At 39.6% G+C, this 14534-nt stretch carries 9 protein-coding genes; 5 read left to right on the plus strand and 4 right to left on the minus strand.

The genetic code is table 11. From position 1 onward, the window contains the following. The first annotated feature begins 281 nt into the window (after positions 1-281). Positions 282-398: a photosystem II reaction center protein I gene (locus tag FCR06_RS07830; protein WP_138498429.1), complete on the plus strand. Its 117-nt coding sequence runs from the start codon at positions 282-284 to the stop codon at positions 396-398. 181 nt (positions 399-579) lie between these two features. Beyond that, the gene (locus FCR06_RS07835) at positions 580-3282 is read left to right on the plus strand and encodes a DUF3769 domain-containing protein (protein WP_138498296.1); all 2703 of its coding nucleotides are present in this window, start codon (positions 580-582) and stop codon (positions 3280-3282) included. A gap of 117 nt (positions 3283-3399) precedes the next feature. Here the strand turns inward: FCR06_RS07835 and FCR06_RS07840 are convergent, their stop codons facing one another. The 3 genes from FCR06_RS07840 to FCR06_RS07850 all read right to left on the minus strand — a co-directional run bounded on the left by FCR06_RS07840 (position 3400) and on the right by FCR06_RS07850 (position 9787). Continuing rightward, entirely contained in the window at positions 3400-4899 is a 1500-nt protein-coding gene (locus FCR06_RS07840; protein WP_138498298.1) for an ATP-binding protein, read from the minus strand. Positions 4900-4909: 10 nt separating this feature from the next. Continuing rightward, complete coding sequence (locus FCR06_RS07845) at positions 4910-7705, minus strand: PAS domain S-box protein (protein ID WP_138498300.1); 2796 nt, start codon at positions 7703-7705, stop codon at positions 4910-4912. Between the two features lie 549 nt (positions 7706-8254). After that, positions 8255-9787 (minus strand): SagB/ThcOx family dehydrogenase, encoded by a 1533-nt coding sequence (locus FCR06_RS07850; RefSeq protein ID WP_138498431.1) that lies wholly within the window; start codon positions 9785-9787, stop codon positions 8255-8257. Positions 9788-10195: 408 nt separating this feature from the next. Between FCR06_RS07850 and FCR06_RS07855 the strand changes: the two genes are divergently transcribed. Beyond that, positions 10196-11047 (plus strand): alpha/beta fold hydrolase, encoded by an 852-nt coding sequence (locus FCR06_RS07855; protein ID WP_189523348.1) that lies wholly within the window; start codon positions 10196-10198, stop codon positions 11045-11047. A 194-nt stretch (positions 11048-11241) separates the two neighbouring features. Here FCR06_RS07855 and FCR06_RS32455 read toward each other — a convergent pair whose 3' ends face one another. Then, entirely contained in the window at positions 11242-11382 is a 141-nt protein-coding gene (locus FCR06_RS32455; RefSeq protein WP_189523349.1) for a hypothetical protein, read from the minus strand. A 40-nt stretch (positions 11383-11422) separates the two neighbouring features. Between FCR06_RS32455 and FCR06_RS07860 the strand changes: the two genes are divergently transcribed. Continuing rightward, complete coding sequence (locus FCR06_RS07860; RefSeq protein WP_138498302.1) at positions 11423-13126, plus strand: serine/threonine-protein kinase; 1704 nt, start codon at positions 11423-11425, stop codon at positions 13124-13126. A gap of 694 nt (positions 13127-13820) precedes the next feature. Next, positions 13821-14504 (plus strand): tetratricopeptide repeat protein, encoded by a 684-nt coding sequence (locus tag FCR06_RS07865; protein WP_138498304.1) that lies wholly within the window; start codon positions 13821-13823, stop codon positions 14502-14504. Positions 14505-14534 lie beyond the last annotated feature (30 nt).

Consider the following 14534-nt stretch of genomic DNA (forward strand, 5'->3'; position numbering starts at 1 on the left):
AGTAAACTTGGCCAAACAGGGAGTGCTAAGTTAGGAGTTACTATTATCTTCTGTGCCCCTAATCTTTTTGCATTGCTCAGTCAACAGGAGCCAGTGGATTGTGGGGGTTCCCCCCGTTGTTCGCGCAGCGTCTCCGTTAGGAGAAGCAACTGGCTCTCAACAGTCAATAGAATATGGTCTCAAAAAGGGACGAGATGTGGGTAATATAAAGTAGCTACCTTTTCTGCATGGCAGATACTCAAAGAAAAGCTCTCTTTGTCATACCCCTTGGAGATATTTGTATGGTGACTTTAAAAATCATTGTTTATATTGTTGTTGCCTTCTTCGTAACTATCTTCGTCTTCGGATTTTTGTCAAACGATCCAGCTCGTAACCCTGGCCGTCGGGACTTGGAGTAATAGGGCGACAAATCATCCACGACTTTGGAAGGCGGAAGATACTCAACGCCACGGAAACTTACTGCCCTAAAGTTAGTAAGTTTCCTGCTCTAGGTAGCACAAGGCGACAGTCGGAAGGCAAAATGTATATTCATCCTTTTGTTCGTCATTTGGCTGTTTGTTAGCTCAGTTTTGCTCAAATATGCTTCATCCAGTTCTGCCGCCCGATCCGCCTCCTATCCTCGAACCTTTACAACCTGCCAATTCTGTCTCATCTGCTAGCAATAGAAAATCTGGTTCAGGTATCAACACTGGGATACGCCCAAACCTGAAAAAATTCAAGCATGATCAAGATTTGGCTCAGTTGGCGATCGCAGTTGATAGCAGAAGTTCACCACGTTCGCCAAGTTTGCTCAAGTTAACTAGTCAGAAATTGGAAGTCGCCGAAACTCCATCCCTAGCTAATCGACCAAAAACTCTGCCAGCAGAATTTTCCTCACTCACCACCCCCCAAAGTGCAGCGCTTCTAGGGCAATCTTTAGAAATTGGTTATCCCACGCAGCAAGTTAAAATCTCTAATGTAGATGAGAAAGAAAATACGCAGGTATCGGAACGCTCTGACGAACAGACGCAGGGATACAAACAGCAAGAGCCAGAAGTTTTTAAACAACTCCAACAGCGATCGCTAAATCCTGACTCTAATAGTAAAGAAAAACAAACCTTATTAGACTCTTTTAACTCCACTGCCTCAGAGCCTCAAAGTCTCAGAGCGTCTCCCCCTGCTATTTCTGCATCAAATTCTCAATCAATACAGAATTTAATACAGTTTAAGTCTCGCAAGCCGACAAACCAACTGTCTGCGCCCATCACCGTAGAATTTTATTCCCAAGCCCAAGCACCAACGCCAACACCACAAGTAGACACCACCAATCAGCCTCAACTGCCAGCAAATACGCCGCAAGTAGACACCACCAATCAACCTCAACCGCCAGCGAGCACGCCGCAAGTAGACACTACCAATCAGCCACAACCGCCAGCAAGCACGCTACCAGCCGCACCGAGAATTGTGGAAGTAACTTCAGATCGGCAAGAGTATGACGAACAACGGCGAATTATTACAGCTGTTGGTAATGTAGTTGTGCGATTTGATGGAGCGGTAGTGGATGCCGATCGCTTGCAAGTCAGTTTGAACAACTTGATTGCTGCGGGGGAAGGCAACGTAACTTTAACACGGGGCGATCAAATATTGCGGGGACAACGCTTTACGTATAACTTTGTTCAAGATAGTGGAGAACTGCAAAATGGCGGAGGAGAAATTTACGTACCCTCAGCTGATACAGATTTAGCTTTTTCATCCACAGATGTAACTGCTGGTGGAGTACCAAAACGCTCACCAAGCGAACGTATTACAGCCAGTCAGCCGTTTTCAGGTGTCAGCAGTCCTGGAGGAATTGATGTCACAATTGGTGGTCAGGCAGATGCTAGCAACATCCCGCCCCCGAAAACTGGCGGTGCAGTCAAGCGCCTGAGATTTGAAGCCCAACAGATTGACTTCTATCCCCAAGGTTGGCAAGCAAACAATGTCCGGATCACTAATGACCCTTTTTCACCGCCAGAACTAGAGTTACGTGCAGATAAAGTCACTTTGACGCGAGAGTCACCCTTGGTAGACCGCATCCGCACCCAGCGACAGCGTTTGGTATTAGATCAAGGGTTCTCTTTACCAATTCCGGTGAATCAACAGACAATTGACCGTCGGGAGCGGGATGTTTCACCGTTTATAGTCTCTCCTGGCTATGATGGAAAAGACCGTGGTGGTTTCTATGTTGAGCGCGGCTTTCCACTCATCGAGACTGAGCAGACACGCTGGACAATCACACCCCAGTTATTAGTGCAAAGGGGTGTACAAGAAGGAGTGGGTGACTTAGGCGCACTGTTTGGTGTAAAAACAAGGGTCAATTCTGTTTTGAGTCCACGAACTGTAGTTCAGGGGACTGGAGAATTAACGAGTTTTAACTTCAACAATGTGGAAGAAAGTTTCCGGGCGAATTTGGCATTGCGCCAAATATTAGGCGATCGCCTTCCCCATATCTTGACTCTACAATATAATTACCGCGATCGTCTCTACAACGGCACCCTTGGCTTTCAAACTGTCCAGAGTAGTCTTGGTGCTTTGATTACCTCTCCTGTGATTCCTTTAGGCAAAAGTGGTATTAACCTCAGCTATCAAGGAAGTGCCCAGTATATTGATGCCAACACTGATCGCCTAGACTTACTAGAACCAGTGCGGGATAACGATCGCATTTCACTAGGTCGCCTACAAGCTAGTGCATCCCTGAGTACTGGGTTACGACTGTGGCAGGGAAAACCATTATCAGCCACCGCCAGTGGGGGATTACGATACACAGCTACCCCTGTAGTTCCTTACTTGCTAGCGATCGCTGGCGTTACGGGCACTAGTAGTTATTATACCAATGGGGATAACCAAAGCACCTTAACTGGTACAATTGGCTTACAAGGGCAAATTGGTCATTTTTCTCGAGCCTTTTTAGACTACACTGCTTTTAATATTAGTTACTCTCAAGGTTTAAACAGCGGATTATCGCCCTTTTTATTCGATCGCTCCGTCGATAACAGAGTATTGAGTGCTGGAATTATACAGCAAATCTATGGTCCTTTCCGCTTAGGCTTTCAAACATCAGTTAACTTGGATACAGGTCAACAATCTAGCACAGACTACATTTTGGAATATAGCCGCCGCACCTATGGCATCACCTTGCGTTACAATCCAGTGCTAGAGCTAGGTGGCTTCAGCATCCGAATTAGTGATTTTAACTGGAATGGCGGTGCCAATCCATTTTCTGAAGTTAAGCCAGTAGTGAACGGCGTGCAACAGAATTATTAATCAAAATGGCAATGAGGAAAGGAGCATTGGGCAGAACAAGCAAAGGGATAAAGGGGAAAGACTTGCTCTTTTATCTCCCTCATTTTTCTATGCCCCATACACCTAATACCTTTATTCTTATGATTCGGGATTTAAAGGCAAAATTACTGTAAATGTGGTACCGATACCAACTTGGCTTGTGACACTGATTTGACCGTTGTGAGCATCAACGCACCTTTTAACGATGACTAACCCCAATCCGGTGCCCTGAATTGATTGGACATTTGAGGCTCGGTAGAATGATTCAAAAAGTCTGGCTTGGTCTGCTTCCGGAATACCAATTCCTCGGTCTTGAATATAAAAAATTGCTACTTTCTGGGGAGGATCGCATATTAAATCGAATTGAATATTGCCACCTCTGGGTGAATATTTAACTGCATTTGAGAGGAGATTACTAAACATGTAATCCAAGAGCCGTTCATCCATAACAGCGTTCGTATCATCACTATGACAAGTAAAAATAATTTGACTCACACTATTTACAACAGTAGAAAAATCTTCGATTAGTTCTTTACAGAATTGTTCTAAGTTAATTGGAGCAGGATTACATACTAGTTTTCCTGCCTCCGCATGACCCATAAATAGTACCTCTTCCATGAGTTTGTTCATGGATTGTACGGCTCCTTGAATCCGCTTTATATAGGTGCGTCTTTTAACATCGGTCAAATGTCTTCCCTGGATTTCTATAAGTTCTACTGACGTTTGAATAACTGTTAAGGGATTACGGAATTCATGAGATACAGTCGAGATAAATAAAGATTTGAGACGGTTAAGTTCTTGCTCCTTTTGCAATGCTTGCTCTAACAATTTTGCTTGACGCCGTTCGCTAAGATCCCAAAAAACAACTACTACACCATTAATCTGGTCAGGTCGCCGTCTCAATGGTGAAGCACTATCCCCAATGGGAACTCTTTTTCCATCTTTAGTAATTAGAGATGTAAATTCCCCTAAATAAACAACCTGTTGCTCCCGCAACACTTTTGTGACTGGGTTTTCTAATGTAGCTTCTGTAACTTCATCAACAATATGAAAAATCTTTGATACTTCATTGCCTAAAGCATCTTTTTGCTGCCATCCGGTTATCGCCTCAGCTGCCGGATTCATAAATGTCACCATTCCTTCCTCATTGGTGGCAATCACAGCATCACTCATCGAGTTGAGAAGAGTTGCTAACTGATCTCGATTCTCCCGCAGTTCACGTTCTAACTGGTGTTTTAATAAACCGATTTCAATAGCTATTCTTAAATCTTTTGTAGTAAATGGTTTAACAATGTATCCAAAAGGTTGGGTAATTTTAGCTCGTTCTAAAGTATTTTCATCACCATACGCAGTTAAAAAAATTATAGGAACATCTAGCTGTTCACGAATATGAGTGGCAGTAGCAATACCGTCCATCTCACCTTTAAGGATAATATCCATTAGTACTAATTCTGGTTGAGTTTCCCATACCTTAGCAATGGCAACTTTCCCAGAGGAAGCTGTACCGGTGACAGTGTACCCTAGTTGACTGAGTTGTCTGGCAATAGTTCTAGCCACAATCACTTCATCTTCAACGACTAAAATCCTAGCTTGACCCATTTGATATTTACTAATCCAAAGTTAACTGCGTGAATTGGATTTTGAATACTGTTCCCCGATCGCGTTCTAGAGTAATCTCACCTTCGAGTTGTTCTGTAACTAAGTCATACACCAAAGAGAGACCCAAAGAAGCAGTATTTCTCCAATCTAAATTATCTGGTAAACCAATACCATTGTCTTGAATAGTCATCTCGATCCGATGATCAATATTTTGTAAGGCAATACGAATTGTGCCTACTTGTTGGTTGGGAAAAGCGTGCTTTAGAGCATTAGAGATTAATTCGTTGATTACTAATCCACAGGCAATGGCTTGGTCAATATTCAAACTAACTGAATCTATATCAGTTTCTAAAGCAATTCTTCCTGGAACAATTTGATAGGAAATTAACAAGCTGGTTGCCAAATTATGGATATAATCACCAACATCAATTTGTCCAATATTAGCGGAAATATATAAATTTTTATGAATGAGAGATATTGACTCAATGCGGTTCTGACTTTCTCTAAGAACTTTAATAACTTCTGGATCTTTAAGTGTGTGAGACTGAAGTTGCAATAAACTAGAGACAATCTGCAAATTATTTTTAACTCGATGATGTACTTCCTTTAAGAGAACTTCTTTTTCTGCCAATGCACTTCTTAACTTAACTTCCATTTTTTGTCTTTGCACAAGTTCAGTTTGAGCTTGTTCAAACATGCTAGATTGTTGAATGGCGATCGCCAATTGCACTGTAACTTGATCGAGCAAATCTAATTGATTTTCTTCCCACTCCCGAAAACGGGAACATTGGTGAGCAATTAGTAAACCCCAAAGGTGAGAACCAGAGTTTTGAGAGCTTACTTCTAGTAAAATAGGTACAACTAAATTCGCTTTCACCTCAAACCGTTCTAATAAGCGAATATGGCAATCACTTAGTCCACCTTGATAAATATTAGCGAGCGCATGTTTGCGTCCTTGATAATACTCCACTCCTCCGCCTGTTTGAAAACAAGTATCATGAATTTCTGCACCTAAAGAAACTCTCCATCCAGGCTCTACCGATTCTGCCATAATTGTGCCAATCATCTCTCGGTCAAACTGATAAACTACCACTCGTTCAACCTTCAGCAAATCTCGCACTTCTTGGACTGTAATATTAAGAATATCTAGAAGATTTAAAGATTGACGAATTCGTTGAGCAATGGTTCGCATCAATTGCTCTCGCTCGGCTTGAGCAATAATCGCAAGTTCAGTTCGCTTACGTTCTGTAATATCTTGCCCAATACCGATAATTTGACCATTTGCAAGTTTAACATTAGTCCAAGATGTATCTAATAAATGACCATCTCGTACCTGAATTCTAAAATCTCTCCAGTTCCGTTGTGCAGACTGAATAAAATTAATCACATCTTGACGATATTTGGGATTAGGATATAAAACTTCTAGAATATCACAATTTTCTAAATCTTGAAATTTCCAACCTAAAACTCTTTCCCATTCTTGGTTCACCCACTGAAGTTTGTTATTAGAATTAACCAGTGCAATCATCAAGGGAATATTTTCAAAAATTAATTTTAAAAATTCGTTTTGTTCTTGAAGCTTTTTCTGGTTATTTTTAGAAATACTAATATCATAAACTACTATTAAAATCGCTGCTTCATTGTTAAAATTTAAATATTGCAGTGAAGCACTTGCCCAAAACTGACTGCCATCCGCCCTTTTTAATTGAAGTTCATAATTACGAATATATCCATCTTGTTCCAGAATTTCTAACAGTGCTTTTAAATCTGCTAAATCGTAGTATGAATTTAATATTTTTTGCTTAACTAAATTTACTGGAGAAAAATGAAACGTTTGAATTAACTCTTGATTAGCATATAAAATTAATCCATCAGACACCCGCAAAATCATTAATGGAACAGGAATTACTTCAGAAATTGCTCGTAATCTAGCTTTACTTTCTTCAATATTTTTTTCTATTTGTTTGTACTCTGTAATATCTTTGATGTTAACTAACTGAGCTTTGTAACTGGCATAATCTATTGGATATGATACAATTTCTACATCAATAATCTGTCCGTCTTTGTGACGATGTTGCCATTGTCGACAAAAGTGTAAGCTAGAATGATTTTTGTCTAAATATTCTAACAAGATGGAGACATCTTCTGGACGACAAATATCAGCTATTTGCATTTTTAAAAACTCTTCTCGTGAGTAGCCATAATGAACAATAGCAGCTTCATTCACATCTAAAAATTGCAGATTTGTTTCATCAAACACCCACATAGGGTTAGGATTTTTAGAGAAAAGGAGATTAAAACTTTTTTGACTATCATCAATAATTTTTTGCTGATGCAACTCTAAATGGCTGATTATTTGTTGAGCCAACTGTTGTAAAGCTATTTGCTCCTTAAGATTTAAATTTCGGACAGCAAAATCAATTACACAAAGAGTACCTAATGCAAAGCCATTAGAGGTAATTAGGGGAACCCCTGCATAGAAGCGGAAACAATTATTTGATGTTACAAAAAAATTTGCAGCAAACCGTTCATCCTGCAAGATATCAGGGATAATTAGTATTTGGCTTTCCAATATCGTGTAACTACCAAAGGCAATATTTCGCGGAACTTCCGATATAATTATTCCAATTTTTGACTTGAACCACTCCCGTTGGGCATCAACTAAAGTAATCAAAGCGATTGGTGTTTCACAAAAGTTAGCAGCTAATTGAGCTAGTCCGTCAAAAACTTCTTCTGGAGGTGTATCTAAAATTTGATACTGATTAAGTACTTCTAGTCGTTGGCTTTCATTTTCGGGAAGTAGCATCGGTTGTTGTGTAAAAAATTTTTTATAGTTAATTTTAATCTACTTATATTTTTAAAAATCAATATTTATTTGAGAATAATTTTTTATTAAAAAGTTATTTTTTCAAAAATCAACTAAAATATAAAGTTAAATTAATATTGGTTCAAAATTTATAATTTAACTTGATAGGGTAGGGTTTGTAAAATATTAATTTAACTTTATTTTCAATAATCACTTGCAATTAATTAAACAGGTTTTATTAAAAAACAAACATTATTCATCACTACTTTGTAGGTATTATATGATTTTGATACTACAAAATAGATATAGCAGGAGGCAGCTACGTAGGAGGCAGGAGGTAAAACATTACTATTCCTAACATCAAGGCTTTCAAGATGTCTTAACCTTTAATTCGCTTGCTATAAATATTGACAGTCTATTAACATAATTCAAACAGACAGTAAAATTATATACTAAAATTGTCGCCAGAGATTTAGCGCTCAAATTAAACTACTCTAGACACAGAGATTTTTTGGAATCTCTGTGTCCTCTGCCTGGAAAGGGTTAGTTCTATCTTGGGCGTCCAAATGTAGTGATATATAAAACAGCTTCATCGGCAGGAATACCCAAAACTTCATTTACTTGGTCATCAAAGAATCCACCGATACCGCTAACGCCTATATTTAGGTGCATTGCCGCTAAATTCAAGCGTTGTCCTAAATGACCGGCATCCATATGTAAATAACGGTAAACACGATCGCCATACTGAGCGATCGCAGCTTTGAGATCTGCTGTATGAAACAGCACTGCTGCGGCATCCCGGCCTAATTCTTGCCCCAGGCAGAGAAAATATAACTCTCGCCGGAAATTTTTAAACCGAATTTGACGTAATTCTTGAGCTTTGGGCGCGTAATAATAACAGCCAGCCTCCAGTCCTTTGACACCACAAACAGCGATAAATGTTTGTATTAAATTCAGGTCAAAGTAATCTGGAGAAATGTCTAAACTTTGGTCAATATAATTTTGTGGTTGATAAGTGAAATCGAGTAAGTTTTTTAGCTCATCGAAAGTTAAATCATCACCATTGTAAGCGCGGGTAGAACGTCGCTTATACATAGCGATATCTAAATCACAAAGCTTTTCTCCCCAATATATAGGTGTAGTGGCGGTGGGAATTTTCAAACAGAAAGGAAAATTATATTTATCCTCCAAAGATTTTTCTTGTTTGATAGTTGGTAGATTGAGCTTGCCAGTTATACCTGGTTCAATCTGAGTGTGTTGATGGAAATATTTTAGTAGTTCTCCATCAGCGATTTGGGGATAACTGGTTTCGGTGGCAGAAGGTAGGGCAGTGCATCCCAATGGCAGATTTTGATTAATATCCAACAAGTCTGCCAGAGGTAAAATGGCGATCGCACCTTCGTGTTGTGGATCTATATAAAGCAAATCATTTATCGATTCATCCACAAAACCGCCGATTAAATGCGGGCGATAGTCATTAATCGCACCAGCTAACTCGATATTACCCAAAAGGTGTCCTGCGTCTAAAAAAATCCGACGATAAGCCCGGTCTTCATAGCGCCAAGCAGAACGATAGAAAACTGCTGTGACAATAATTGCTAGTTGGGTATTTTCTAACGAAGGATGCCAGAAACAAGCTGCTTGTAGGGTTTGCCAAACATTATTTTCCCAATAATGCATCAAGGAATGAGTCCGGCACTGGTAATTATATAGTCCTGCTGGCAATAACGACGTGCCACGAGAAACTAAATACACCTCCGCAGGGTACAACCCGCCAGCACTGGGAGCCGCACGTAAATATACCGCACTTCCCATAGAAGGCATTTTCGCCGTTAGTCCATAGCTGCGAAACAGCAACCGCGAGAGTCTTTGCCACCGTTGAGCATCTGAATTATTAGCAAAAGCCTCTGGTTTTTCTTGGATATAAGGTTTGAGATCGTAAGTAGAGCCAATTTTGTATTCTTTGAAAGGTACTGGCTGCTTAGCCCAGTCTAACCTTTGATTTTTCAAAGCGAGAGTCTCAGGATCGTATTTAGTCCGTTCGTGATAATGCTGAGCAATTGATTGGTGTAATTCTGGCATAGTACTTTTAATATCCTTCGACATCCTTATTTTTGATCTTGGCATTCATCAGTCTCATTATTTCGTGTCAATTAGTACAATCCTCAGACTTACAAAGTGGTAATTGGTAACTGAATTGAGGAGATGGGGAGGTGGAGAGATGAGGAAATGAGGGAGAGCAAGAGTTTGAGGTTTTAAGCTTGAACGTTGAACCTTTGAACTCGAACGTTGAACCTCTGAACTCGAGCGTTGAACCTCTGAACTCGAGCGTTGAACCTCTGAACTCGAACGTTGAACCTTTGAACTCGAACGTTGAACCTTTGAACTCGAAACTTTTTAGTTTTAACTTTCCTCCATCCCCCTACTCGCCACTCCCCCTTTCGCTGTACGATATAAACGCAAAGATATCTCTCCACAGGTGGATGTGCAATGATACCTGTTCGTGAAACTTTATCAAAACCTGATATCCAACTTTCTTATCTAGAGTGGAGCCAAGGTCGAGAACCTCTACTGTTGTTACATGGTTTAGGTGACCATGCTCTTGTGTGGTCTAATTTAGCAGATCGCTTGGCGGCAGATTACCACATAGTTGCACCAGATATGCGTGGACATGGCGAAACTAGTAAGCCAGAGAGAGATTATAGCTTTGAAAGTGCGATCACAGACCTAGAAGCACTCATGGATCATCTCGGATGGACTTTTGCTCATATTATCACTCACTCTTGGACAGGCAAATTAGCTGTCATTTGGGCAAGACAGAATCCAAAGCGTTTACGAAGTATGATTTTAATCGATCCAATTTTCATTTGGAAAATGCCTAACTTTTTCAGGCTAACTTTTCCAATGTTGTATCGCTTGTTGCCTTTTCTCAAAAGTATGGGCCCCTTTGCCAGTTATGAAGAAGCCGAACAACAAGCACGGCAATTAAAGCAATATCAAGGATGGAGTTCGCTACAGCAGCAAGTTTTTCAAGCAGGAATTGAACAAAAACCCGATGGTAATTGGGGAAGCAAATTTACTATTGCCGCCCGCGACGGAATTTTTGAGGCAGTAATGCAAGTGCCTGGTTTTACAATACCCCTTGACACCCCTGCCCTCTTCATCCAGCCAGAACAAGGTCTCAACCGTCAAAATTGGCAAATTCAACCTTATAAAACCTATTTGAAAAACTTACGCATTTGCCAAGTTCCTGGCAATCATTGGCCATTTTTGACACAACCAGAGCCATTTAACCAGACTGTAGCAGCTTTCTTAGCAAAACACAGCTCAAAAATCTCATGATTATTAGACGGGATTATCCCACAGAAATAGAAGAATTAAGATAAGCGATGTCTTGGGGGATTGGGCAAATAGGGAGTGTTGACTGATAACTGTTGACTGATAAGAACCAGTTGCTTCTCCTGTGGGAGACGCTACGCGAACAAGCCGGGGAACCCGGACAACGCACTGGCTCCTGTTTAGTGAGGAGTTAAGAGTTATTCTCCTTGTCCCTGTGTCTGCTTCATCTCCCGGTTGGTGAGCGTACCCCCGCTCTTAAGCAAGCTACGCCTAGCGTCTCGTAGAGAAGTCGAACTACATCTGGCGGTTGGTGAGCCAAGCCGAAGCATCTCCCTCATTTTTGCCACTCCTTACTCCTCACTCTCCAGTTAGCCAGTCATGAGCCTTTGTATTAATCCCCTTTGCCCGAAACCAAATCACCCAAATAATCATCAAAACCGTTTTTGTCAAAGTTGTGGTTCTCATCTGGAATTGCTAGGGCGTTATCGGGTGAAGTGTCTGTTGAATGACGAAACAGGTTTTAGTAAAGTTTATGAGGCATACGAACAAAATACCCCCAAAATCCTTAAGATTCTCAAAGAAGATTTATCAAGCGATCCCCAAGCAGTAGAACTATTTCAGCAAGAGCTAACTGTGCTTGTAAAACTGAACCATCCCGGTATTCCTAAGGAAGATAGTTACTTCCAGTATCAAACCCGAAATGGTTTAGTGTTGCATTGCATTGCAATGGAAAAAATCGACGGGTACAACTTAGAAGAATGGTTTGAGCAGCAGAATTGTCCCATTTCCCAAGAACAAGCGATCGCCTGGTTAAAACAGTTGATAGAAATTTTAGATTTAGTGCATGGTAAACAATATCTGCATCGAGATATTAAACCATCTAATATTATGATTAGACTCGATGGGCAATTAGTAATTATTGATTTTGGCACCGCCTATAAAATCAGCAAAACCTACCCAGATGAACTCAGTGACAGCCCTAGAATGACAGCACTTATGTCATCTGGTTACAGCGCCCCAGAACAAATGAACGGTCAAGGTATACCACAATCAGATTTCTTTGCCTTGGGACGCACATTTGTGTTTTTGCTCACGGGAAACCATCCCTTAGATATGTATGATGTCCAGCAAAATTTGCTGCACTGGCGTAATCAGACCATCGATATCTCACCTTTACTATTAAATTTAATTGATTGGCTCATAGCAGCGGATGTAGAAAAGCGTCCTCACAATGCCCAGGAAATTTTACAGGAATTAGAAGAAATTGAAAATCAACTAACAAGAAATAATCCTTCAAACATTAATTTGGTAAACAATTATGAATCCGAACAGTTACAACCAATTACTCCAAGTTTGTCCAATTTAAATAGCCAGCCGTCAAAAGTGCCGTTACTGGGACTTTTTGCTGCATTGCTATTGGCTTTAGGATTACTTAGTATAATCGTTTTAGTGACGCAGACATCAAACAATTCTTTAATACCAAATTACGGACAACTACCCGAAAAAAAAGGTGACATTGATTATTTTTCCTATAAAGAAGGTAGAGATAGTCAGGGAAGAATTGCCAAATTTAATATAGTTGTTTTATCAGTACAATATAAATGGGTTGTGGGGAGCAATTTTCAAATTAAACATAATGATGAAATTATTAGCCTTAACTTATTAAAGTTGAACTTAGAACAACAAGGTATACAGAATATAATGGAAGATTCTGGTGAGATTATCTCTGTAGGTACAACTTCTTGTAAGGGAAATATAGAATTTCAGCAACGTATAGCTTTAGAACGAGCTGTACAAACACAGCTATTAGCAAAAAAAATATTTATTAATCAACCTAGTATTAAAAGCTATCGCTTATTAAACTTGGGTCAATTTCAACGAAGTGATTGTCAAGCAAATCAGGATTTAACTACATATCAAAGAAGTATTATAATTATTGGTGTCAAAAAAGAATCAACAGGTGTAAGCATAGATGAAGCTCTACAAAATAGACTAAAAAAGAAGCCTTTTGCTGATTTTAAATTAGAAGATTATTCTTTGGGTTCAGTGGATAAATTTAAAACAATACCAAGTAATTTATAATATTTTTAACAAACGGCATCAGCGCCTATGTTTAAGGCTTTCTAGACATCTCCCCTTTAGCGATAAAATACTATAGTCAGTAAGCAAACTTTCAAAAAATTACATAAAAACAAAGGTTTTAGCCCTGTAAAAAAATAAGTCTAACAACTCTGATTAATAGCGAGTGATCGCCTGAACATCACCCAGCATTTTTGTCTGTTATGCCCATTTAGACCTACTTTTAGCCCAAACAGGTCTTTAGCTCAAAAGAATAATATTGCAAGTGTTCCAATACTGTTCGTTTTGTGGATTTCTAACTTGGAATTAGGTTTTGGCAAAAGGTTACACCAATTTGAAAAAACAATGGGACAGATACACATCTCCAAAACCTTGTCCTGTCTGGATTCTTAATGCATGAATTTTGAATTTTGAATTGGTATTACTGGGTTTGGGTTAAAGGTTTTTCTTTACCCCTTTCCCATAAATCGAAAGGTATTGACAAGTATTCTAAGGGACTGGTAAATAAAAAAACATCCCACTGTTGACAGTCATCAGTCATCAACTTCAAAAACCTTAAGCATTTTGTGCTTCTACTCGACCAGAAGACTGTTCGCTAATTAATTAGGTTTCTAGCTCTAAACCGCTTAGGATAGATTTAATCGAAAATAATCCTGTGCATCTGTCTTGATATATTTATCAAGGAGAAAGTCAAGCTATGAATTACATTCAAAAAACTGTTGTCATCCTGGGAATAACGAGTGGTGTATTGAGTGGAATGCCTTTTGCTGTCCATGCTGCACAGCAACAACCAACGCGCATCCAACAAGTAAATTTTCAACAATACTATAACCAGGGTGTGCAAAAGCTTGAGCAAGGCAATTTCTCCGGCGCAATAGAAGATTTTAGTCGGGTAGTAGAGTTAAATCCCAGCTACTACGAAGGTTTCTGCTTGAGAGGTTTGGCAAAGTCTCAATTAAGAGACTTTAAAGCAGCCATTATTGATTTCAATCAAGCACTGCGACTAAATCCTAACCATATAGATGCTTACAATAGTCGGGGAACTGCTCATGCAGAATTAGGAAATATTCAAGCTGCAATTACCGACTTTAACCAAGTTCTGAGAATTGATCGCAAGTCTGTAGATGCTTACTATAATAGGGGGCTTTTAAATTATAGGCAGGGAAATCACAAAGTAGCGATCGCTGATTTTAACCAAGCACTAAAAATCAATCCCAATTTAGCTGATGCTTATGGTAACCGAGGACTTGCTGAATATGCTTTAGGCAATCGCAAAAGCGCTATTACCGATTTACAACAAGCTGCAAGCCTGTTTCAAAAGCAAGGAGATAGCCAGAAGTATCAGCAAACGCAAGCCCTTCTTCAGCAGATTCAGAAGTAATGAACATTATCAAATTTCTTCTCGGCTAAC

Origin of the sequence: Nostoc sp. PA-18-2419 (genome assembly GCF_005869855.1) — a bacterium.
In the GTDB taxonomy this organism is placed as follows: domain Bacteria; phylum Cyanobacteriota; class Cyanobacteriia; order Cyanobacteriales; family Nostocaceae; genus Nostoc.